26 protein-coding genes, 1 pseudogene and 1 riboswitch are annotated in these 22994 nt (G+C 43.5%); of the genes and pseudogenes, 24 read left to right on the forward strand and 3 right to left on the reverse strand.

The window, feature by feature from the left end; all coding sequences use genetic code 11:
• The first annotated feature begins 111 nt into the window (after nt 1-111).
• From AC6I1H_RS16900 to AC6I1H_RS16925, 6 genes are all read left to right on the forward strand, one after another.
• On the forward strand, nt 112-534 hold the full coding sequence (locus tag AC6I1H_RS16900; protein WP_497738682.1) for a hypothetical protein: 423 nt from the start codon (nt 112-114) through the stop codon (nt 532-534).
• A gap of 30 nt (nt 535-564) precedes the next feature.
• Nucleotides 565-1278, forward strand: coding sequence for a DUF421 domain-containing protein (locus AC6I1H_RS16905; RefSeq protein WP_497738683.1), 714 nt, complete (start codon nt 565-567; stop codon nt 1276-1278).
• 12 nt (nt 1279-1290) lie between these two features.
• Entirely contained in the window at nt 1291-1527 is a 237-nt protein-coding gene (locus AC6I1H_RS16910) for a hypothetical protein (RefSeq protein ID WP_497738684.1), read from the forward strand.
• A 159-nt stretch (nt 1528-1686) separates the two neighbouring features.
• A complete protein-coding gene (locus tag AC6I1H_RS16915) occupies nt 1687-1932 on the forward strand; it encodes a (2Fe-2S) ferredoxin domain-containing protein (protein WP_497738685.1) in 246 nt (81 codons plus the stop codon).
• Nucleotides 1933-3672, forward strand: a complete 1740-nt coding sequence (locus AC6I1H_RS16920; protein ID WP_497738686.1) for a [Fe-Fe] hydrogenase large subunit C-terminal domain-containing protein — start codon at nt 1933-1935, stop codon at nt 3670-3672.
• Nucleotides 3656-4825: a SpoIIE family protein phosphatase gene (locus AC6I1H_RS16925; protein ID WP_497738687.1), complete on the forward strand. Its 1170-nt coding sequence runs from the start codon at nt 3656-3658 to the stop codon at nt 4823-4825. Before AC6I1H_RS16920 ends, AC6I1H_RS16925 begins: the two co-directional genes overlap by 17 nt.
• On the opposite strand, the gene AC6I1H_RS16930 is transcribed toward AC6I1H_RS16925, so the two are convergent.
• Nucleotides 4822-5010, reverse strand: a complete 189-nt coding sequence (locus AC6I1H_RS16930; protein WP_497738688.1) for a hypothetical protein — start codon at nt 5008-5010, stop codon at nt 4822-4824. The genes AC6I1H_RS16925 and AC6I1H_RS16930 overlap by 4 nt on opposite strands.
• Nucleotides 5011-5083: 73 nt before the next feature.
• The gene (locus AC6I1H_RS16935; protein ID WP_497738689.1) at nt 5084-5278 is read right to left on the reverse strand and encodes a hypothetical protein; all 195 of its coding nucleotides are present in this window, start codon (nt 5276-5278) and stop codon (nt 5084-5086) included.
• 202 nt (nt 5279-5480) lie between these two features.
• Here AC6I1H_RS16935 and AC6I1H_RS16940 point away from each other — a divergent pair, with 202 nt between their 5' ends.
• The 7 genes and pseudogenes from AC6I1H_RS16940 to fsa all read left to right on the forward strand — a co-directional run bounded on the left by AC6I1H_RS16940 (nt 5481) and on the right by fsa (nt 11456).
• The gene (locus AC6I1H_RS16940; protein ID WP_497738690.1) at nt 5481-5678 is read left to right on the forward strand and encodes an FmdB family zinc ribbon protein; all 198 of its coding nucleotides are present in this window, start codon (nt 5481-5483) and stop codon (nt 5676-5678) included.
• A gap of 146 nt (nt 5679-5824) precedes the next feature.
• Entirely contained in the window at nt 5825-8080 is a 2256-nt protein-coding gene (locus AC6I1H_RS16945; protein WP_497738691.1) for a DEAD/DEAH box helicase, read from the forward strand.
• 20 nt (nt 8081-8100) lie between these two features.
• Nucleotides 8101-9402 (forward strand): ribonuclease H-like domain-containing protein, encoded by a 1302-nt coding sequence (locus tag AC6I1H_RS16950; RefSeq protein ID WP_497738692.1) that lies wholly within the window; start codon nt 8101-8103, stop codon nt 9400-9402.
• A complete protein-coding gene (locus tag AC6I1H_RS16955) occupies nt 9399-9923 on the forward strand; it encodes a ferredoxin domain-containing protein (protein ID WP_497738693.1) in 525 nt (174 codons plus the stop codon). The genes AC6I1H_RS16950 and AC6I1H_RS16955 overlap by 4 nt, the downstream gene beginning before the upstream one ends.
• Before the next feature lie 62 nt (nt 9924-9985).
• Nucleotides 9986-10092, forward strand: a riboswitch (TPP riboswitch).
• A 68-nt stretch (nt 10093-10160) separates the two neighbouring features.
• A pseudogene (locus AC6I1H_RS16960) lies at nt 10161-10447 on the forward strand (thiamine-binding protein).
• Between the two features lie 42 nt (nt 10448-10489).
• Nucleotides 10490-10696: a hypothetical protein gene (locus AC6I1H_RS16965; protein ID WP_497738694.1), complete on the forward strand. Its 207-nt coding sequence runs from the start codon at nt 10490-10492 to the stop codon at nt 10694-10696.
• A gap of 109 nt (nt 10697-10805) precedes the next feature.
• Nucleotides 10806-11456, forward strand: a complete 651-nt coding sequence (gene fsa / locus AC6I1H_RS16970) for a fructose-6-phosphate aldolase (protein ID WP_497740846.1) — start codon at nt 10806-10808, stop codon at nt 11454-11456.
• A 73-nt stretch (nt 11457-11529) separates the two neighbouring features.
• Here the strand turns inward: fsa and AC6I1H_RS16975 are convergent, their stop codons facing one another.
• Nucleotides 11530-11682: a hypothetical protein gene (locus AC6I1H_RS16975; RefSeq protein ID WP_497738695.1), complete on the reverse strand. Its 153-nt coding sequence runs from the start codon at nt 11680-11682 to the stop codon at nt 11530-11532.
• A 158-nt stretch (nt 11683-11840) separates the two neighbouring features.
• Between AC6I1H_RS16975 and AC6I1H_RS16980 the strand changes: the two genes are divergently transcribed.
• The 11 genes from AC6I1H_RS16980 (at nt 11841) to lpdA (ending at nt 22933) form a co-directional block, all read left to right on the forward strand.
• Nucleotides 11841-12959 (forward strand): GerMN domain-containing protein, encoded by a 1119-nt coding sequence (locus tag AC6I1H_RS16980; protein ID WP_497738696.1) that lies wholly within the window; start codon nt 11841-11843, stop codon nt 12957-12959.
• Between the two features lie 263 nt (nt 12960-13222).
• Nucleotides 13223-14167 (forward strand): sugar-binding transcriptional regulator, encoded by a 945-nt coding sequence (locus AC6I1H_RS16985; RefSeq protein WP_497738697.1) that lies wholly within the window; start codon nt 13223-13225, stop codon nt 14165-14167.
• Nucleotides 14168-14179: 12 nt separating this feature from the next.
• Entirely contained in the window at nt 14180-14578 is a 399-nt protein-coding gene (locus AC6I1H_RS16990) for a transcriptional regulator GutM (protein WP_497738698.1), read from the forward strand.
• Nucleotides 14579-14722: 144 nt separating this feature from the next.
• Nucleotides 14723-15247 carry a PTS glucitol/sorbitol transporter subunit IIC gene (gene srlA / locus AC6I1H_RS16995; RefSeq protein ID WP_497738699.1) on the forward strand — a complete coding sequence of 175 codons (525 nt, stop codon included), beginning with the start codon at nt 14723-14725 and terminating at the stop codon, nt 15245-15247.
• Nucleotides 15248-15259: 12 nt separating this feature from the next.
• Complete coding sequence (gene srlE / locus AC6I1H_RS17000; RefSeq protein WP_497738700.1) at nt 15260-16255, forward strand: PTS glucitol/sorbitol transporter subunit IIB; 996 nt, start codon at nt 15260-15262, stop codon at nt 16253-16255.
• Between the two features lie 68 nt (nt 16256-16323).
• Nucleotides 16324-16683 carry a PTS glucitol/sorbitol transporter subunit IIA gene (locus AC6I1H_RS17005; protein WP_497738701.1) on the forward strand — a complete coding sequence of 120 codons (360 nt, stop codon included), beginning with the start codon at nt 16324-16326 and terminating at the stop codon, nt 16681-16683.
• 27 nt (nt 16684-16710) lie between these two features.
• On the forward strand, nt 16711-18003 hold the full coding sequence (locus tag AC6I1H_RS17010) for an NAD(P)H-dependent oxidoreductase (RefSeq protein ID WP_497738703.1): 1293 nt from the start codon (nt 16711-16713) through the stop codon (nt 18001-18003).
• Nucleotides 18004-18147: 144 nt separating this feature from the next.
• A complete protein-coding gene (locus AC6I1H_RS17015) occupies nt 18148-19107 on the forward strand; it encodes a thiamine pyrophosphate-dependent dehydrogenase E1 component subunit alpha (RefSeq protein ID WP_497738705.1) in 960 nt (319 codons plus the stop codon).
• 14 nt (nt 19108-19121) lie between these two features.
• Nucleotides 19122-20099, forward strand: a complete 978-nt coding sequence (locus AC6I1H_RS17020; protein WP_497738442.1) for an alpha-ketoacid dehydrogenase subunit beta — start codon at nt 19122-19124, stop codon at nt 20097-20099.
• A gap of 117 nt (nt 20100-20216) precedes the next feature.
• On the forward strand, nt 20217-21533 hold the full coding sequence (locus AC6I1H_RS17025) for a dihydrolipoamide acetyltransferase family protein (protein ID WP_497738443.1): 1317 nt from the start codon (nt 20217-20219) through the stop codon (nt 21531-21533).
• Nucleotides 21534-21547: 14 nt separating this feature from the next.
• Entirely contained in the window at nt 21548-22933 is a 1386-nt protein-coding gene (gene lpdA, locus AC6I1H_RS17030; protein ID WP_497738706.1) for a dihydrolipoyl dehydrogenase, read from the forward strand.
• Nucleotides 22934-22994 lie beyond the last annotated feature (61 nt).

The raw sequence follows: 22994 nt of genomic DNA on the forward strand, positions 1-22994 counted from the left end.
AACAAAATTTGTTCAATGTGCCAAGTTCGAGAGGACTTGTAAAATCTGGTGAATAAAAATTTATTGAATCCTTAAAATAAATAAAAGAAGAAAAGAGAGGGAGGAGTTATAATGGAGAACCCGGCAATATTAAAAACGAGTGGAGCCATGCTTGGATTGAAAGAAGAAATAGATAATACGCTGACAGCTATAAAGACAATAAAAAAAGAACTGGATGATGAACTTCAGCAAACAATGATGAAATCTTCCAGCCTGGTGGATATCAATAAAAAAATGGAGGAAATTCAACTGGCAAGCCGGCTGGTATTAGGCTCAATTAATAATAATAATATAAAGGTAGCGGAAAAAATTCTTAGAAAAATGCGCAAAATAATTTACGACACCCGACTATTACTGGCAAAAGGCATACAAAAATCCATGTTAAAAGCGACGCAGGACCTGGCCGAGGCCGAAAATGGTCTGATTTTGATGACCGGTTTGGATGATTTAGCGGTAAAATTTAATATTATTGAAGAAAAAATTGGTACAAGATAATCTTACATTTGAGATTTGAGGGGTTTTGCCGTGAGAGAAATCCTGATGTTGTCTTACAGATCGATAATACTATTTGCAGTGAGTCTGTTATTGGTTCGATTTATGGGTAAGAGGACCATCGCACAGCTTTCACCATTTGACCTGATCGTTGTAATAATAATGGGCTCTGCTATTGCCATACCTCTTGAAGACGACAAAATAAAACTGACATATGGCATTGTACCGGTTATAGTAATGTCTGTACTCAATTATGGGTTATCTTTGATTATCACCAAAAACCGCAAACTGGAAAACTTTTTTCAGGGGACATCCACCGTACTGGTGCGGGATGGAGAAGTCATTATCCGAAATATGAAAAAAGAAAGAATAACCCTGGCGGATTTACTTATACTCCTTAGAGAAAAAAACATCGCTAATATAAATGAAATAGAGGAAGCTACCATTGAACCCAACGGAAAACTTAGTATTATAAAGAAAAAAGAAGCGCAGTCGGTTACACCCAAAGATCTGGGGATATGGGCAAACCAGGGCATCTTCCATACGCTGGTAGTGGACCGAGGAGAGGTTTTGCAGAATAATCTAGATAAAGTCGGTGCAAGTATAGACCAGATGCTAACAGAATTGAATAAAAAAGGAATTAAAGATCTGGCTGAAATAAAATCAGCATGGTTGGATGAAGAAGGGAACTTGAATATTGATAGAAATATCAAAGATGCAAATGAAAAAGGGACTGAAATTCATTAATGAGGTGGTTGCATGAAAGGTATTCAAGATGGCTTTTTCAAGAAACTGGGAGTGAGCGAAGATAGAATAAAAAAGGAATACGGCGTAGATCTGTACCTGTTTCTGGATGCTGTTGCACTTGGTTTGAAAGATGAGGAAATATCCGATCTTATTGGATATGATCTGGAAAAAGTTAAAAAAGTAAGAAAGAGACTTGGTAATGTGGGAAGTGAAATCGGGCTTACCTATAAAAAAGATCTGCTCACATAAAAAATCGCATGAAAAAGTGTTAAAAAAAATCATTACAACAAACATTGTTAAAATATTGACAAAAAATATAAAGATGATATAATAAAATTATAATAGAACTTAAGTATATGTTATTGATTACACTTTTTCAGGTAAAAAATTGTAAAGCAAGGGGATATTATGAAAACTATAAGCGTTTGTGTGGGCAGTTCCTGCCATCTTAAAGGATCTTATGATATAATAAGAGAATTGGAAAGACTTATAAAACAACATCAAATGGAAGAGGAAGTGGAGCTTAAGGCCCAATTCTGCTTCGGCAATTGTACCAAGCCTGTTTCAGTAAAGATTGATGAAAAAGGTCCCTATTCTGTTGACAAAAACGGAGTGGAAGATTTCTTCAGGCAAAAAATATTGGGGGAAAATTAGATGGAAGTTATCAACTTTACCAGGGCTAATTGCAGAAATTGTTATAAATGTATCAGAGCCTGCCCTGTGAAAGCCATACGCATGAAGAACAATCAAGCCGAGATTGTGGAGGAAAGATGCATTACGTGCGGTACATGCCTTACAGTATGCCCTCAAAATGCCAAGACGGTAAAGAGTGATGTTGAAAAAGTAAAAAAGCTTATAGAGGAAAACAAGGATATTGCTGTAAGCCTGGCTCCTTCCTTTGCAGGAGCTTTTTGTTTTCAAAACTACGGGCAGATGGTCAGCGCTTTGAAGAAACTGGGATTTTCGGCGGTTTATCAAACATCGATCGGCGCCCGTATCATAGCGGAGGGTTATGCGGATATTTACAACGATAAAAATAAATCCAACATCATTACCACCGCCTGCCCTGCCGTGAACTACCTCATTCAAAAATATTACCCCGAACTGGTAAATTGCATGATACCGATAGTATCCCCTATGGTGGCTCATGGAAGGTATTTAAAAAAGATAAAAGGCTACTCAAAAGTGGTTTTCATAGGCCCGTGCCTGGCCAAGAAAATGGAGATATATGACGATGACAAAAATGATATAGACGCTGTTCTGACATTTGAGGAAGTTAAAAAGTGGTTTTTGGAACAGGGTATAGACCCTGCGGCAGAAGTGGGTAATGAGAGCGGCTTTTCCGATGATGCAAATTTTTATCCTGTTCCCGGCGGCACGTTTTTCACCATAAAACCTTTACTGAAGCAACTATGGCGGCGCTTTATCAGCGTTGATGGTCTGGAGGGTTGTATGAAACTGCTTGAAGAGTTGAAAAAAGGCAGGCTGGAGAACACCTGGATAGAGATGAATGCCTGTTACGGAAGTTGCAGCAACGGACCGGCGGTGGGGAATACAGGCTGCGGCACCTTCGAACGTCTCGAAAAAATAAAGGATTTTGCGCGGAATACTATTGCGCAAGGCAGAGAAGACGCGGCATTAACCGTTGAAGGATGCCAGGGTCTTGATCTATCAAAACATTTTTCGCCGATAGGGGTGACAATGAAATACCCTTCTGAATCGGAAATTAAAAACATACTGCTTAAAATCGGCAAGATTACCCCCGAAGATGAACTTAACTGCGGAGCCTGCGGGTATAACTCGTGCCGGGAGAAGGCTGTCGCCGTATACAACGGCATGGCAGAAATTCATATGTGTATGCCGTATATGCGAAACAGGGCTGAATCTCTTTCCAATCTCATCATTGAATCGACGCCAAATGCCATAATAGCGGTTGATGAAGAGATGATTATTCAGGAGATGAATCCTGCGGCTGAGAATATGTTCCAGATACCGGCAGGCAGTTTTAAACATAAACCCCTCAGCAGTTTATTCAATGATGACAATTTCAGGCTGGTTGGCACTACCTTTAAAAATATCATAAAAAAAAAAGTGGTAATAAAAAACTACGGCCTGATAACATTACAAAATATATATTATTTAAAAGACCATAACCTTATTATCGGAATAATTTCAGACATTACGGCTCAGGAGAAATCCCGGCAGAAAAATGCGGAAGTAAGGCAAAAAACCCTGGAAACGACACAGGAGGTTATTGAAAATCAGATGAGAGTAGCGCAGGAGATAGCAAGTTTACTTGGCGAAACCACGGCAGAGACAAAGGTAATGTTAAATAAAGTAAAGCAGCTTTTAATAGATGAGATGCCGGGTGAAAAAAATGGATATCAGGACTGATATTTACTGGGAAAGTATAAATAAATTTGGAGAGGAACTCTGCGGCGACAGTGTAGAGATAGTCCGCAGTCCAGGCAAGACTATTTTTGTGATGGCAGACGGCCTGGGAAGCGGCGTAAAAGCCAATATACTTTCTACCCTTACCACAAAAATAGCAGCAACCATGCTAAAAGGGGGGGCTTCTATCGAAGATACGGTAAAAACCATTGTTTCTACACTTCCAGTCTGCAGGGTCAGAAAGATAGCCTATTCCACTTTTACAATAATTGTAATAGATGAAAAATGTAATTGTTATATAGTGGAGTATGACAATCCTCCAGTCTTCTTTTTGAGAGATGGAAAGATTAAATATTTAGATGGTGTTACACGGGAGATTGCGGGTAAAAGAATCAAAGAAACCCGTTTGAAGGCAGAGGAAAATGACTTGTTGGTAGCGGTGAGCGACGGAGTGGTGCATGCCGGCGTAGGTGGTCTTTTGAATCTGGGATGGCAGTGGGAAAATATAGCGGCATATATCGAGAAAATATCAAAGACCGAAACTACTCCCAAGAACCTTACAAGACTTCTAGCCACTGTAACTTCCAATTTTTATGTGGATCGGCCGGGAGACGATGCCACCGTTGCGGTGTTAAAGATAATAAGACCGCGCAGGGTCACGATATTTACAGGTCCTCCCCAGAATATAGCCAATGATGAAAAGGTGGTTAAAATTCTCATGGATGGTCCCGGGAAAAAAGTTGTGTGCGGTGGAACTGCTGCCGGAATAGTTTCTAGAACTTTAAAGCGCGAACTTGTCACCTCAACAGAATTTGTAGACCCTGATGTTCCGCCCATAGCCAGCATAAAAGGAATCGACCTTGTTACTGAAGGAGTGCTTACTCTTGCGCGCACAAGACAGATACTGCAGCAGTATGCTTTGCCTGGGGCAGGATTCTCCGAATTAAAGCAGCTGGAAAAAAAAGACGGCGCCTCAAGACTGGCGAAAATCCTTGTAGACGCCACAGATTTAACCTTTCTGCTTGGAAAGGCGGTAAACCCCGCTCATCAGAATCCGGACTTTCCAGGAGACTTATCCATAAAACTGAACATAGTTAAGGATATAATAGTGATATTGGAAAAAATGGGAAAAAACGTTAATGTAATGTACTTTTAATTCAATTTTTTATCCATCTTTATTTTTACATCTTTTCTGGTGCCGGGCTGGTTGCTTTCCAACTGTGCTATCTGAGATCGGACCTCGCGTGGATGCGGCCTTCCGGCCGGCTTAAAAATATTGGATCCTATTTCCTGCCGTGCAAAAGTCCTTTTCTGAGCAAAAAGCTTTTTCTTCAATGCCATATTAAACCTCCCTGCAGTGAGTCAGGGGACGGTTCTCTGACTCACTCCGTCCTCTGAATTAGACTGAATCTTACTATGTTTGGTCTAGATCTGTTAAAACCTTATCGAACAGGTTTATGTCGCATCTTCCCCTATCCCAGTGGATGCACGTCTCACAGCTCACCGTTTTTTCTTCCGTTATAGCCGGATTTATTCCGGATACATTGCCGTTGTTGACGTAACCGGGACACATCTCACCCACTGCATGAAGTTGCATTTTGCTTACCATATATTTTGCCTCCCTGATATTTTTAAGCTTTATGACAATCGGGTTCTGTCAAATGTTTATTAATCCATGATATTATTTTGTGATAAAACTCTTAAAATATTACACGCTTTCAAGTAAAAAAGATAAAAACCAAAAATACTTTTATTTATAGCGAAAATATTATATAATATATGTAAATAAATGTTCCAGGGAGGTATCCACATTGCCAATATACGAGTATCTTTGCAGAAACTGCGGAAATCACTTTGAGGAATTACGGAAGTTTTCGGAAAAGGACAGAGATATTGAATGCCCCAAATGCAAGAGCAAAAACATTCAAATAGCGGTTTCCGTATTTGGAACCGCAGGCTCCGGCACTTCCGGTCCTTCTTCATCCGGGGGTGGATGTAAGTTTGGGTGAGGCGTAAGATAAAAGCCCTCGGCGAGGGCCCAAAACTCCGGCGAAAAAACGCTGGAGTTTTTATATTATTGATGAGAAAAAAATATTGTGATAAAATCAAACTGATGTTTATTTAATTTATGATAGCCCGCGAAGAGGGGAGATTAATGAATCTTGAGCAATTGCTGGATTATATAAAAACATCTGAACGATTCATGCAAAATGTCACTCATTGGGAGGTTATACCTCAAAAGCCGGGAGAGTATGAAGATTTTCCTTCATATCTCAATGAAAAACTGGTATCCGTTCTGAACAAAAAGGGCATCTACCGGCTTTACTCCCACCAGAGGCAGGCTCTCGACGAAGTGACGGCAGGACATAGTGTCGTTGTGGTTACCCCTACGGCGTCCGGCAAGACCCTGTGCTACAACCTCCCCGTGCTGAACGAACTGACAGGGAACAGGAATGCCCGGGCCATATATCTTTTTCCAACAAAGGCCCTTTCCCAGGACCAGGTGTCAGAACTCATGGATCTGGTGGACGCCATGGGAGAAGACATAAAAACATTCACCTATGATGGGGATACTCCAACCAGCGCCCGGGCTGCCATAAGAAAAGACGGCCACATAGTGGTCACAAATCCCGATATGCTGCATACCGGAATTCTGCCGCATCATACGAAATGGATTAAACTTTTTTCAAATCTCAAATTCATAATCATTGATGAAGTGCACACATACCGCGGAGTTTTCGGCAGCCATACCGCCAATGTGCTGAGACGACTTTTGCGCATATGCAGGTTTTACGGATCAAAACCAATTTTCATTTGTTCATCAGCTACTATAGCAAATCCGAAAGAACTGGCCGAAAAATTGACCGGGGAAAGCATGATTTTGATTGACAGAAACGGAGCTCCTTCTGGGGAAAAAAATATAATTTTTTACAATCCCCCGGTAGTTAACCGTCAACTGGGAATAAGAAGGAGCAGTATCCTGGAAGCAAAGAATTTAGCCCTTATATTCTTAAAAAACCGTATTCAGACCATAACTTTTGCCAGGAGCCGTCTCGCTGTAGAGGTTCTCCTTACTTACATAAAAGAGGAAATGAAAAAGATACCGAATGGAGCCGAAGCGGTAAGGGGGTACCGTGGAGGCTATCTGCCCAAAGAGCGCAGAGAGATAGAAAAGGGACTTAGGCAGGGGAAAATCCTTGGGGTTGTAAGTACCAATGCTCTGGAACTCGGGATAGATATAGGCAATTTGGATGTAAGTATCATTACGGGGTATCCCGGAAGTATTTCCAGCACGTGGCAGCAGTCAGGCAGAGCCGGCAGGAGAATGGCATCTTCCGCATCGATTTTGGTGGCTTCCAGCAGCCCTTTGGATCAGTTTATAATAAACCATCCCGATTACTTTTTCGAGTCCTCGCCAGAAAACGGACTAATTAACCCGGATAATTTATACATACTCGTAAGTCACATAAAATGTGCCGCTTTTGAGTTGCCGTTTGAAGATGGAGAAACCTTTGGAGGACGAAGGATTGATGAAATTTTGGCTTTTCTGGAAAACGAAAGGATTCTGAGGCACGTGGGTGGCCGGTGGCACTGGATGGCCGAGTCTTTTCCAGCGGATGACATAAGTCTCCGGAGCGCTTCACCGGAAAACTTTGTGGTGGTAGATATCACAGAGGGCGCAAAAGTCATTGGGGAAGTAGACAGGTCCAGCGCACCAATGATGATTCATGAGGAGGCCATATACATCCACGGAGGACAGCAATACCAGGTTGAGAAGCTGGACTACGATGAAAAGAAAGCCTATGTCAGAAAAGTGGATGTGGATTATTACACCGACGCCAATCTGGCGGTGGAAATAAAGGTACTGGAAGAATTCAAACAGGATGCCGAAGACAATTTTAAAAAACATATGGGCGAAGTCATGGTCACCGGCCTTGCCACCATGTTCAAAAAAATAAAGTTTTTTACGCACGAAAATGTGGGTTCCGGACCGATACATCTGCCGCCGGAGGAAATGCATACAACTGCCTTCTGGATTTCCATTCCGGAAGATATAGAGGGGCTGTCAAAGGAAGAACTCCAATCCGGTTTGCTGGGCCTATGTAATGTAATGGCAAACATTGCACCACTCTATCTGATGTGCGACCCCAGGGATATTCGGGGTGTGGTGCAGATAAAGTCACCTTTCACATTGAAGCCGACAATTTATATATATGACAATTATCCCGGAGGCGTCGGATTTTCCGAGAAACTATATGATATGAGCCGGATGCTTTTAAAGGCGGCCCGGCAGGTTATAATGGAATGCGGCTGCGAGGACGGATGCCCATCCTGTGTGGGGCCTTACGACGAAGTGGGTTCCGGCAGCAAGAACTACGCCTTAAAGATAATAAATCAATGCCTTATCTGATTCAAGAGAGGTGTTTTGAGTTGAACCTCTACGATAAGCTGCAAACTTATATGGGCAAGAATGAAAAGGATGGCATTCGGGATTTTGACAGGAGAAATAGTAGATTTGATTCCGAAAATTTTTTGCGGGTTCAAAAAAATGAGCAAATTTGCAGAGTATTAAATGCGACCTCTGTAAAAACCCCTTTGGGAGAACATCTGATAACACAGACTTTCTATGAAGATGCTTTCTGTCATGCCGGCGTAAGACTTTCCGGAATCTTTGAAATACCGCGGGAAATTATAGCGCTTATTGCAAAAGATAGCTGCTACAATTGCTTAAATTTCCTAAATTCCGTATTTATTGATACCGAGACTACCGGTCTTGCAGGAGGTTCGGGCACCTATGCCTTTTTAATAGGCGCAGGGTATTTTGAAGGGCAAAAATTCAAACTCATTCAGTATTTCATGAGGGACTACGACGAGGAACCGGCGGTCTTGCACAGTTTAAAAAATCTCGTGAAAGAATTTGAATCTGTTGTCAGCTTCAACGGTAAAGCGTATGATATACCGCTTCTTTCCACAAGATTTTTAATCAATCGCATGGAAAACCCCCTGGATAAGCCTTATCACCTCGACCTTCTCTCATCGGCAAGGAGATTATATAAAGAGCGTCTGGCCAGTGTCAGCCTATCGTCGCTGGAGACAAATCTCTTTTCAATGGAAAGGGAAGGGGATATACCCAGCTTTGAGATACCCTCGATTTATTTTAGATTTTTGAGAGATAAAGACCCAAATCCCCTGACGCCCATTTTTTATCACAATCGAATGGATATTCTATCCATGGTGACTCTGGTCATAAAAATGGCCGGGGCTCTGCAAGACCCCTTTGGTTCAGACGGTTGCGCCGAACAGGACTTTTACTGCCTGGGAAGACTTTACGAGGATATGGAGATGTTCGATGAGAGCATAAGAAGTTATTCAAAAGCCCTGGAAATACCGGGAGTACGGGAAAAGGCATATATCAGGCTTTCGCTTTTATACAAACGCTTGGGCCGGTGGGATGAAGCACAAGAGCTGTGGATGCAGATGGCCCGGGATAACATACATACGGCCTTTGCATTGGTGGAACTTGCCAAAATGTATGAACATAAGACAAGGGAATATCAGAAAGCAGAGCAGGTTACTCGCAGGGCACTGGAACTGGCATATAAAAAGAAAGGTCTTACAGGTGTAGCTCCAGAACAGGAAATAAAGGAGCTTAAAAAACGCCTGGAAAGGATAATGTCAAAACAGGGGAAACCCATGAACAATAATTTTTATAAAGGAGGCTATTGCTTATGAAAGATACGGTAAAAATGGTGGCGGAGCTTATGGCATTATCGGCCAGAACAGCTCCAAAGGCTGCAGGCCAGGATTTCATAGAAATCAAAATCATCGAAGGCGACGATTTGACGAGGCTGGGTAAAGAAATGGCTGCCTATGGAGAACACACAGGAAAGAAAAACTATGATAGGGATGGGAAAAACGTAGAAAACTCCGATGCGGTCCTGCTCATATCCCTTAAAGAATCCAAAAAGGCGGGCCTCAACTGTGGAGCCTGCGGATATCCCGAATGTGCAAAATTGCCTTCACTAATGGAAGGTCACGAATTTGCGGGTCCAATTTGTGCATGGAGGCTTATCGACCTTGGCATTGCCGTGGGATCAGCAGTTAAAACAGCCAGCATCCTGAACGTGGACAACCGCATCATGTACCGTATAGGTGTAACAGCCCGCAAGCTGGGCTATATTGAAGGAGAGATTGTAATAGGCATCCCCCTTTCGGCTACAGGAAAGAATATTTATTTTGACAGAAAAAGTTAAAATATATTTAAGTAGGATATAAGATTTTTTTCTTAACGAAATTAATGTTGGGGAATATAATAATATAAAAACAGGGGAGCCGGTTTGACCGGCTGAGAGGGAACTGACGGTTCCGACCCTTACACCTGATCTGGGTAATGCCAGCGGAGGGAGAAAAATAGTGAAGATGATTTGAAAAATTTCCAAAGCCCGTTACCTTGAAAGGTGACGGGCTTTGGACTTATAGAAGGTGAAAAAATGGCTAACGTGAATGTCAGCTTGAAGGTGCTTCCGGTAGTGGAGGAGAAGAAGATCTACCCGGTAGTGGATAAGGTGATAGATCTAATTAAGGAATCCGGTGTGAGGTACATAGTCGGGCCCTCGGAGACCACTATGGAAGGCGAACTTACGAGCTTCTGGAGATTGTGAAGAAAGCCCAGGATGTATGTATAAAAGAAGGCGCCGAAAGAGTGATATCCATAGTTATGATAGACTATAAACCGGGCGGTGTGACAATGGATGAAAAGATATATAAGTACCGATGATTCGAATTATTGAATTAATAAAATTTCGAGGAGGTAAAAAGGATGTCTTTTTTCGATGAAATAGCCCGGGATTATGATGCATGGTATAAGACCGGGATGGGCAGCTTTGCGGGTGAGGTGGAAACCATGCTCGCTTTTGATTTGTTTGTTCCCGCCCAGGGGATAAGAGTCCTGGATGTTGGTTGTGGTCCAGCGAGCAGAGTGGATTCATCTGCGCCTTATGGAGGAAGAAGAAATAACAATACATGAAATTAATTTCACCATTGAAAATATTTTTAAAAAATACCAAAAACCTCTGGAAATATTTCGTGAGATAGGATAAAATAATAAAAAAGTAATAATTCGGAGGTGTTTTGTGATGAAGTTTTTTCTCGATACAGCCAATGTAAACGAGATACGTGAAGCGGCATCGCTGGGAGTGATTTACGGCGTCACAACAAACCCCACTCTGGTGTCAAAAGAGGGCAGGGATTTTAAGGAAACCATCATGGAAATCACATCCATAGTGGACGGCCCCATCAGTGCCGAAGTGGTAAGCCTTGAAGCCGAAAGCATGGTTAAGGAAGCGCTGGAAATCGCCACCTGGCATCCAAATATTGTCATAAAAATCCCCATTATATGGGAAGGCTTGAAGGCGGTAAGTCAGCTCAGCAAAAAGGGTATAAAGACCAATGTAACACTTGTGTTTAACCCAAACCAGGCACTCCTTGCCGCCAGGGCCGGCGCAACTTACGTCAGTCCCTTTGTAGGCAGATTCACCGATATAAGCCAGGATGGTATCGCACTGATATCGGACATTGCAGAGATTTTCAGCATACATGATATACATACCCAGATTATTGCGGCCAGCATCAGGACCCCCATGGACGTTATCAACGCAGCGAAGGCGGGAGCCGATATCGCCACGGTTCCGTACAAAGTTCTTCAGCAGATGATAAAACATCCGCTGACGGATATAGGGGTGGAACGTTTCCTGGAAGATTGGAAGAAAGTGCCTAAAAAGGATTAGCCCTCTATAAGGGTTATAGATAGAAAAGCGGCTGTAGATACCACTGGTTAAATCTATAGCCGCTTTTAACATGTCACCGCTTGTTTTCAGGTCCTCGTTCCGGGTCTATAACCTTTCTCATTCCTCTTATCCTATCTAAATCTTCCTTTCTCTCTGCCGTCTTAAGATTAAATTCCTCCTTACGTTCAGATTTATCTATCACTTTAATCTTTTTTTGCCTTTCCATGACAAAGCCTCCTTAAAAAATATTCCAATAATATTATAGGTTTTAATGAAGTAGCTTATGTGATAAAGCGGTTTCTTCGAAGTGCAAATTTCCTGGGAATCTGGTATAATAAAATGGGCTCGTTAAAGATGTTTCAAAAAATCCAAGGAGGTTCAATAATGCCTAAACTAGCAAGGCCTTTAATTATTTTTTCCATAGTATTGCTTTTGTTGACAGGATGTATCACAAGGACGCAGGACAATGCCAATGATAAACCGGTGGCTCCACAAACTCAAGCAGTGACTTTATATTTTCTGGATAATAACGGTAAACAGTTGATTCCCGAAGAAAGACAGATTCCATCGGACAAAAACCTATTCGAGTCAATAGTCAAGGAAATCATTGCCGGCCCGCAAGAACCCGGAATATTGCCGGTAATATCACGGGATGCAGATGAGGATTTACTGGAATCGGCCGACTGGTATGATACAAACGGAGTAATGGTTAAATTTAGAGAAGAAGCTAAACAATATCTTGATAAGTCACCGGCCTTTATACAATCCATAGTGCTCTCCTTAACTCAAATCAAGGATGTTGAAAAAGTGGCCATCGAAGTTAATAATAAACCCTATGATAATGGGCAAAATGGGATTTATGTACGGACAATAAAAACAGGCCCCGTTTATGTGAGCAAGAGCCGGCAGGAATACCTCAAAGACCTTGCAGAAAGCGGCAAGGGAGACTGGCTGTATGACCCTGTGGCAGTGGCCAGGAAGGAATCTGGAGCTTTCGGTTTTTTGCCTGAGGATGAGTATGTACTTGTATCTAAAAAAAGCCAGGGAGATAATCAGGACACCGGAGAAGCCTATGTAAATGTAAAACACAAAGGAGAGCAATATACCATCCAGCTCTATCAGCCTTTTGGCCCCGGGGGAAAAAGTATATGGATATTAAACCACATATCCAGAAAAGTGACACCTATACCTGAATCAGACCCCAAAGCCGGTGAGGCATTTATATATGGCAGGGTAAAGAACGTTGACCCGGAGAAAAGGATCATAATCATCGAGCGGGAATACATCGACTCTCCCGATACCCGGATAAAAGCCGGTCCGGACATTTATGTTTTACCTGACGCCATCATCCATTATCAAGAGAAAGTAGGTGTTTCTACCTCCGGATATATATACAATGAGTATGATGTAGAATTAAAAGATATTAAGGTAAATGACGAATTAGGCATAATTATAACAAAAGATAAAAAAGCTCGGGCTATTATAATTTCCAGCAGACAGTGATAACGTGATTTAATAAACTTACAGGGAATAGAGAAATCTATTCCCAAATTATTTATTATTGCTTCCTGTGAAGAAAATCGATTTTGTGGTAGTTACGACCTGGTATCCTATTTTGGGGGTTTGTGCCGGCAATTGAGATGTAACTTATCTGTCCGGCCGGTGTATGTGATTTTTATCACAATTCTTGACAAATTAAAAAATATAGAGTTATAATGGTACTGAACGAATGATTAAATAATGCACATTTGTTCAAAGGTGATATAATGAACAAAAATAAAGATAATAGACTGCTTATAAGAATCGCCCATATGTATTATGATGAAAACAAAACCCAGCAGGAAATCGCCGACAGGCTCGGCATTTCTAGACCGTCTATCTCCAGGCTCTTACAAAAAGCCAGAGAGGAAGGTATTGTTGAAATAAAGATAAATTATGGTGATAGTTTCGCACGCCTTGAGGATGCGCTGGAAAAAGCATTCGGAATAAAAGAAGTTATAATTACTCCTTTTGAAGAAGAAGGCGAGGGCCTCAAGAAGTTGCTGGCAGAAGCTGCAGCGGGCTTCCTCATGAGAGTTTTGAAGGACGGAGATATCGTAGGCGTTTCCATGGGAACTACTCTTGCATATATGTATGAATATCTCAAAAACGCACCCAGGCTTAAAGTCACATTTGTACCGTTAATAGGAGGTGTAGGGCAGACCAGGCTTGATGTGCATTCGAACCATATTGTTATCAATCTTGCAAGAGCCTTTGGCGGTGACTGGCAGCTCCTTCATGCACCGGCTATAGTGGACAGCATCAATGTGAAAAACACCATATTGTCGGATAAAAACACCAGGCATGTTATGGAATTTGCAGAAAAATCCTGTGTTGCGTTGATTGGAATAGGAGCGCCTCTGACGCCTCATTCAACCATTTTTGAAACCGGATATTTTACAGAAAAGGAACTCGAAGAACTTAAAAACGCGGGAGCCGTCTGCGATCTGTGCTCCATTTTTTTAGATAAAGACGGCAAATTATGTCCGGCGGAGATAAATCAGAGGGTCATAAGCATACCGCTGGAAAAACTCGACAGGATTCCGCTCGTCATCGGTGTGGCGGGAGGCCGAGATAAGCAGGAAGCCATTCTTGCAGCTCTTAAAGGCAAGCATCTGGATGTGCTTATAACAGATGAACATACCGGAAATTTTCTTCTTGGCAGGAACTGAGGGGAGATAAAAATGTGGGTAAAGTTGTTGCTGATAGCCGGCTTTATGTGGATTCTGCAGGGAGTATTGACATACTTTCAGATAAAAAATTTCCAAATAAAATTAAAAAAAATGAAAGAAAAGGGAATAGTAGGCATTGGAACTGTAAAAAATCGGTTCGGCTCCGGTGCTATAGTGATTTTATCAGTTGATGAGACGGGCAGGATTATAGAAGCCCAGAAAATGTCGGGTGTATCGGTTTTCGCCAGATTCACGCCTTTGCCCGAACTGAATGATTTGTATTATTGGGAAGCGACTGGAGCGATCGACGGTTCCAATAAAATATTGTTAAAAGCTGTGACTATGGCCGTCGATTCTATATCTAAAAAAATGAAAGTAGACTGTTCTGTTATGACTGAAACATTTTATTAAGCAGCATATTCATAATAAGTACTATAATAATAAATTTAATTAAATACTCAGAATTTAATTTTTGAAGGAGGTGATGGTTGGGGAGGCAGTTTTAAATTACAGACTATTTTCTCATGCATTTCAAAAATTTTGGAGGTGGAGCAAGTGGATGTATTAGCAAATTTTGCCCAGTCTTTCATCGGCCTATTTCAGCAGGGAGGTCAGACGTTCCTGGGGCTGGCAGGTGGAATTTTACCTACCTTGATAACTCTTATGACAGCCGTAAATGCATTAACAAAGTTCGTAGGGCAAGACAGAATTAACGGTGTTGCCAAAGCTGCAGGCAAAAATACCATATTGAGATATACGATTATGCCTGTGCTGGCGGTATTTTTCCTCACCAATCCAATGGCGTATACTTTTGGAAGATTCTTACCGGAAAAATATAAACCAGCGTTTTACGATGCGGCAGTTTCTTTTGTCCATCCAATAACTGGATTGTTCCCCCATGCAAATCCCGCCGAACTTTTCGTTTATATGGGTATTGCGCAGGGAATACAACAATTGGGTTTACCTCTGGGTCAACTGGCCATAAGGTACTTTATAGTGGGCGTTATAGTAATTTTCATCCGTGGTATGGTTACCGAATGGCTTACTCTTAGAATGATGAGACAGAGAGAACTGGCATAGGAGGGGAGAAAAATGGAATATAAAGCGGTAAAAATAGAAAAAGGCGCAAGCGGCTGGGGCGGTCCGCTGATTATAAAACCCTCGGCGGGAAAGGATAAGATAGTATCGGTGACCGGAGGCGGGATAGACCCCGTGGCTCAAAGGATTGCCGAACTGACCGGCGGGACAGCCTTTGACGGGTTCAAGTCGTCGGTGCCGGAAGACCAGATATGCTGCGTCATTATTGACTGTGGCGGCACAGCCAGGTGTGGGGTCTATCCAAAGAAACGGATTCCTACCATCAACCTCACTCCCGTAGGCCAGGTGGGACCTCTGGCTCAATATATTAAAGAGGATATCTATGTGTCCGGAGTGAAACCGGAAAATGTTATTCTTGCTTCGGGCGAGGAAGCGGGAAAGGCCATTTCGGCAAATACATCTAGGGAAGATGCAAGCAGGGTTCAGGCTAAAAAGAACGGCAATGGAAACGGTCACAAAATGGGATTCATAGAAAAGATCGGCCGCAGCATGGGAGGAGTTGTGGGCATACTCTACCAGGCAGGCAGAGAAACTATAGATCAGATAATTAAAAATATATTGCCCTTTATGGCTTTTGTCGCCACGCTAATAGGCATTATCTTGAAATCGGGAGTAGGCGACTGGATAGCCCATGTCATATCGCCCATGGCGGGAACATTGCCGGGACTGCTGATCATTTCTGTCATCTGCGCCATACCGGTGCTTTCGCCTCTGCTGGGGCCGGGAGCGGTAATCGCACAGGTGGTAGGAGTGCTGGTAGGCGTTGAAATAGGCAAGGGCAACGTGCCCCCGCAGTTTGCTTTGCCGGCTCTATTTGCCATAAATCCTCAAGTCGGATGCGATTTTATACCGGTAGGTTTGAGCCTTGGCGAAGCGGAACCTGAAACGGTGGAAGTTGGCGTGAGTGCCATACTGATTTCAAGGTTGATAACCGGACCGCTGGCAGTATTGATTGCATTTTTGTTCAGCTTCGGGCTTTATGCAAAATAAAATATAATAAGGGAATAATTTTAAGCTGTGGCGCCGAAAGGCGCCATAGCCCTTGAAGGAGGAACGCTATGAAAAAATACGAAGTTACCGTAACAGGGATCGGCGAACTTGTGAAAGAATTTTTGGGGCAGAACATTATCGTGCTATTCAATGAAAATGCGCCTTTGGAGTTGCAGGACATTTCAGTGCTTCATACGGAGGGGGAACTTTTGGACGATATTAAAGTGGGGGATAAGCTTAGCATAGGGCAAAGAGTTTATACCATTACTGCAGTGGGTGAAGTGGCAAATAAAAATATTAGGCGTATGGGCCATACATGCCTTAAGTTTGACGGCAAGACTTCTCCCGAACTGCCCGGCGACATACATCTTTCAGGTGAACATCTGCCCGAGGCAAATCTGGGAGAAAAGATTGTCATAGAAGGTTAAAAAAATTTTTAAAGAGGAGATGTAAACATGTTGAATTTAAACACAAAGTTAAAACAGCTCGAAGAGAGTGGAAAGAGAATAAATATTGGTCTCGTGGGCGCAGGTCAGATGGGCCGGGGCATGACCAGCCAGATGTTCTGCATGAAAGGAATTAGACCCGCTATAATTTCCGATATTAATCTGGAAAATGCGAAAAAAGCTTATACACTGGCAGGCATAATTCCCGACGACATAGTGGTGGCCAGAACATCTATTGAAGCCGAGGAGGCTATCAGCCGGGGGAAGTATGTTATCACCGATGATTTTGAAGTGGTAACGAAGGCCCTGCCCATAGATGTGGTCATTGATGCCACCGGAGTTCCTGAAGCAGGGGCACAGATTGCTTTGGAATCAATTTACAACGGCAAACATATTGTAATGTTGAATGTGGAAACTGACGTAACGGTGGGGCCGATCCTTAAAAAAATGGCGGATAGCGCCGGAGTGGTATATACCGTATCAGCAGGCGACGAGCCCGGCGCCATCAAAGAATTGTATGATTTTGCCGATGCCATGGGTTTTGAAGTGGTGGTAGCCGGAAAGGGTAAGAACAACCCTTTAAACCTTGATGCGAATCCCGACACCGTAAGAGAAAAAGCGGAAGCACAAAAAATGAATCCCAAGATGCTGGCATCCTTTGTGGATGGGACCAAGACTATGGTTGAGATGACCGCTGTTTCAAATGCCATAGGTTTTCTACCCACACGAAGGGGTTTAATCGGCCCTAAAGCCTCTGTAAAGGAATTGCCGAAGCTATTGAGCTTGAAAGAAGAAGGAGGAATCCTGGACAGATACCAGGTGGTGGAATTTATAAACGGCATAGCGCCTGGAGTATTTTTAATCGTCAGGACAAATCTTGAAGCCGTAAGGGAGGAGATGGCATACCTTTCCATGGGCGAAGGCCCGAATTATGTGATATACAGGCCATATCATCTGACCAGCATAGAAACTCCTCTGTCGGCGGCCAGGGCGTATATCTATCACGAACCAACTATCGCTCCAAAAGGAGCCCCCATTTCGGAAACAGTCACCGTAGCAAAAAAAGATTTAAAAGCAGGAGAGTATTTGGACGGTATAGGAGGGTACACTATTTATGGAGTGATAGACACTTATGAAAACGCCAGAAAAGAAAATGCGCTTCCAATTGGCCTTGTAAACAAAAATGTTGTATTAAAAAAAGATGTCAAAAAGGGCGAAACCATAACTTACGATGCGGTAGAGCTTGATGAAAGTTCTCTCATTCTCCAGCTAAGAAGAATGCAGGAGAAATTGATAAAATAGCGGTATATTTTGTGGAAGATTAAGTGCAAAGGGCGTAATGCCCTTTCTCTTTCGATCAATTTCAATGGCACAAAAATTGCATAGAATTAACAAATGGAATATAGTTTCTCAAATGTGCTTACAATCAAAAAAGGAGTTGATAACATGTCTCTTGCCAGAGACAAGAAATTATGGATGTACCGCAAGATGCTGGAAATAAGGCATTTCGAACTGGAAGTAGACAAGCTTTTTAAAGCCAACATGATATGGGGCACCTGCCACCTGTCGGTGGGCGAAGAGGCTTCGGCCGTAGGCTCCATCGCAGCCCTGGAAGACGGCGATATGATAACAAGTACCCACCGTGGGCATGGTCATTGTCTTGCCAAGGGTGGAGAACTTCCCAGAATGTTTGCCGAACTTCTGGGCAAAGAAACCGGCTACTGCCGGGGCAGAGGAGGTTCCATGCACATCGCCGACCTAGAAAAGGGAAATCTCGGCGCCAACGGCATAGTGGGAGGAGGCATACCCATAGCCACAGGCGCAGCACTGGCTTCCAAGATGAAAAAAGACGGCAAAGTAACCCTGTGCTTTTTCGGAGACGGAGCGGCAAACCAGGGCTGTTTCCATGAGGCAGTAAACCTTGCCGCAGTAAACAAACTCCCCATAGTGTATATCTGCGAAAACAACCTCTACGGCATGTCAGTACCATTCAGCAAGGCAAGCTCAGTACAAAATATCGCCGACAGAGCGGCAGCATACGGCATACCTGGCAAAGTAGTAGACGGAAACGATGTGGAAGCAGTATACGAAGCAGTAAAAGAAGCCGTGGACAGGGCAAGGAGAGGAGAAGGGCCCAGCCTGATAGAAAACAAAACATACCGATGGCTGGGCCACTCCAAAAGCGACGCCAACGTATACAGGACCAAAGAAGAAATAGAAGAATGGAAACAAAAATGCCCCATCAAGCGCTACAGGCAAAAACTCATAAATGACGGCGTGGCATCGGCGGAAGAACTGGACAGAATAGAAAAAGAAGTAGAAAAAGCTATACAAGATGCCATAGAATACGCCAAAAACAGCCCCGAGCCAAGAGTAGAAGACATCATGGACGGCGTATACGCATAAAGGAGGAAAAGAAAATGTCTGAAAAACTATATATCGAAGCCTTAAGAGAAGGCCTGCGGGAAGAAATGCTGCGCGACGAAAACGTATTCATAATCGGCGAAGATGTGGGCCTATACGGCGGTGCCTTTGGAGTCACAAAAGGCCTTTTTCAGGAATTTGGTGAAGACCGCGTAAAAGACACCCCCATATCCGAAGCCGCCATAGCGGGAGCCGCAGTGGGAGCCGCCCTGTGCGGCATGAGGCCGGTAGCGGAGATAATGTTCTTCGACTTTTTCACCATAGCAATGGACCAGCTTGTAAACCAGGGAGCCAAAAACCGTTACATGTTCGGAGGAAAAGCAAAAGTACCCATGGTGATAAGAGGCCCCATGGGATGCGGCACTGGAGCCGCCGCCCAGCACTCCCAGAGCTTTCCCGCGGTATTTGCCCACTTCCCGGGCCTCAAAGTCGTCATGCCTTCCACACCGTACGACGTAAAAGGATTAATCAAAGCTTCTATAAGAGACGACAATCCGGTAGTATTTGCAGAGCATAAACTGCTGTATAAAGTAAAAGGCGAAGTGCCCGAAGAAGAATATATAGTGCCGCTGGGCAAAGCCGATATAAAAAGGAAAGGGAAAGACATCACCGTAGTGGCCGGATCCATCATGGTCATAAGAGCGCTGGAAGCCGCAAAACAACTTGAAAAAGAAGGCATAGACGTAGAAGTGGTAGACCCCAGGACTTTAAAACCCCTCGATATGGGCACCATAGTGGACTCCGTAAAAAAGACCGGCAGAGTAATCATAGTAGAAGACGACCCCATAAGCTTCGGATGGGGAGCGGAAGTTGCCGCAGGAATCGCATCAAGCTCCGCCTTTGACTATCTGGATGCCCCCATAAAGCGCCTGGCCGGCCTGGATATCCCGATTCCCTACAACCCCAACCTAGAAAAACACGCCGTTCCGCAGGTGGAAGATATCGTAAAAGCAATAAAAGACATCCTGAAGTAAAAAAGCTTTCATTAAAAAAACAATAAAACAGCGGTAGCTTTTTTGAAATGCGCTACGGAAAGCCATATATTAAGGCATATTTTTGCTTTCCTGTGCATTATAAAGGAGGAGAATTAAATGGCTACAATTCTGACAATGCCCAAACTCGGTACCACCATGGAAGAAGGAACCATAATAAAATGGCTTAAAAAAGAAGGAGACCCGGTAGAAAAAGGCGAAGCGTACGTAGAAATACAGACCGACAAAGTAAACCTTGAAGACGAAGCTCCGGAATCAGGCATAATGAGGAAAATCCTCATACCTGAAGGTGCCGTTGTGCCCGTTGGAAAAGAAATAGCCATAATTGCCGGCGCCGACGAGCCTCTCCCCGAAATAGGAAAAGAAAAACAAAAAGAAACCGAAACATCACCCATCCAGAATGCATACGAAGAAATACAACAACCACCGGAACAAACACAAATCGCAGAAGGCAAAATAAAAGCAACTCCGGCAGCAAAAAGAGTAGCCCGGGAAAACGGTGTGGACCTTTCAAAAGTTACCCCCACCGGCCCCGACGGCCGCATAATAGAAAAAGACGTGCTGGATTTCATCGAAACACACAAAGTGAAAGCCACTCCGGCAGCAATAAAGATGGCCGAAGAACAGGGGATTGATCTTGCCACAATTCACAAGGCTCCGGGAGAAAGAATAACAAAACAGGACCTCATGCCACAGGAGGACAAAAAAGCCTCCCCCGCCCCGGGTACACAGAAGGTTATCCCGGTGGCCGGCATGAGGAAAATAATAGCCGATAGGATGGCAAAAAGCAAAGCCACTGTTCCCCATATATACCTTACTCTGGAAGTCGACATGACAAAAGTCATCGAGCTTCGAGAAAAACTGCTTCCGGCCATACAGGCCCGGTACGGCTGCAAATTGTCCTACAACGACATTCTCATAAAAGCTTCGGCTGTGGCAATAAAGCAAAACCCCATAATAAATTCAAGCTTTATCGGAGATGAAATAATAATAAAAGAAGACATAAACATCGGCCTTGCGGTAGCCCTGGAAAACGGCCTCATAGTTCCTGTGGTAAGATGCGCCGATAAAAAAGGCATTGGAGAAATATCGAAAGATACGGCACAGCTCATAGAAAAAGCCCGCTCCGGCAAACTCCTGCCCGACGATTACCAGGGTGGCACATTTACCATTACTAATCTGGGGATGTACGATATAGAAAACTTCAAGGCCATCATAAACCAGCCTGAAAGCGCCATCCTGGCGGTGGGCAAAATAATGAAAAAACCGGTTGTGATAGACGACCAGATTGCTATAAAACCCATGATGAACCTCACCCTTTCCTGCGACCACCGCGTCATAGACGGCGCCCAGGGAGCCGGATTCCTCCAAATGCTCAAACAGATTCTGGAGGAACCTCTGGAGATGTTAATGTAAAGGAGCTGTTTTACATGACCTACGACATCGCGATAATAGGCGGCGGCCCCGGAGGATACGTGGCCGCCATATACGCCGGAAAGAAAAAAGCAAAAGTCGCCCTGATAGAAAAAAGCGAGCTGGGTGGAGTATGCTTGAACCGCGGCTGCATCCCCACAAAATCCCTGATCCATAGCGCCAACATAGTAAACGAAATAAAACAGGCAAAAAGATTCGGCATAACAGCCCGGGATGTACAAATAGACTGGAATGCTATCCAGAAAAACAAAGAAACCATAGTAAAGACCCTCACCAGGGGAGTGGAAAACCTCCTTAAAGCAAATGGTGTAAAAACATATAAGGGAGAGGCAAAACTTTTAGACAAAAATACCATAGAAATAACATACCATACCGGACAAAAAGAAACCATAACGGCGCAAAACATAATAATTGCCACAGGCTCTGCCCCGGCGATAGTTCCCATACCGGGCCACAACCTGCCGGGCGTCATCACCAGCGATGAAGCGCTATCCTTAGAAGAACTTCCGAAGTCCATACTCATAATAGGCGGTGGAGTCATAGGCATAGAACTGGGGTATATATATAACACTTTAGGGACCGACACCACAATAGTGGAAATGCTCCCCCGGATACTCCCGAGACAGGACGAAGAAATACAAAAAGAACTGAGAAAAATTCTCGAAAAACAGGGCATAAAAATATACACCGACTCAAAAGTAAAGACCATAGAAAAGCAGAATGAAAAACTCATAACGACCTTTGAAAACCCGGAAGGCACAAAACGGATTGAAACAGATAAAGTCCTCATGGCCACAGGAAGAAAACCCAATACCCAGGCAGTGGAGAATCTTCACATTGATATACAAAAAACCGGCATAATGGTAGATGATTACCTCAGAACAAACATACAGAACATTTATGCCATAGGAGATGTCACCGGAAAATCCATGCTGGCTCATGTGGCCTCCCACCAGGGCTTAAATGCGGTCAAGAACATCCTGGGACAAAACAAAAAGATGGATTATATAGTAATACCGAGCTGCATATATACAAGCCCTGAAGCAGCATCGGTTGGCCTTACCGAAGAAGAGGCACGACAGAAATATAAAGACAACATCAAAATCGGCCGATTCCCCTTCATAGCCAGCGGAAAAGCGTTGACCCTTGGAGAAAGACAGGGTTTTGTGAAGATAATATCCGACCCAAAGTACAACGAAATCCTCGGCGTCCATATCCTCGGCCCCAGCGCTACAGAACTTATCGCCGAAGCTGCTCTTGCCATAAAGCTAGAGTGCACCGCAGAGGAACTGGCCGAGACAATCCATGCTCATCCAACCCTTTCGGAAGCGGTCATGGAAGCCTCCTTTGATGTCCTGGGAGAACCTATTCACAAGATGTAGGAGAAGGGGTTCTCCCTCTTCATTTATCATTTTAATATTGATACTTTTAAGATTTAACGTT

This window comes from Biomaibacter sp. TOL, from assembly GCF_059717795.1.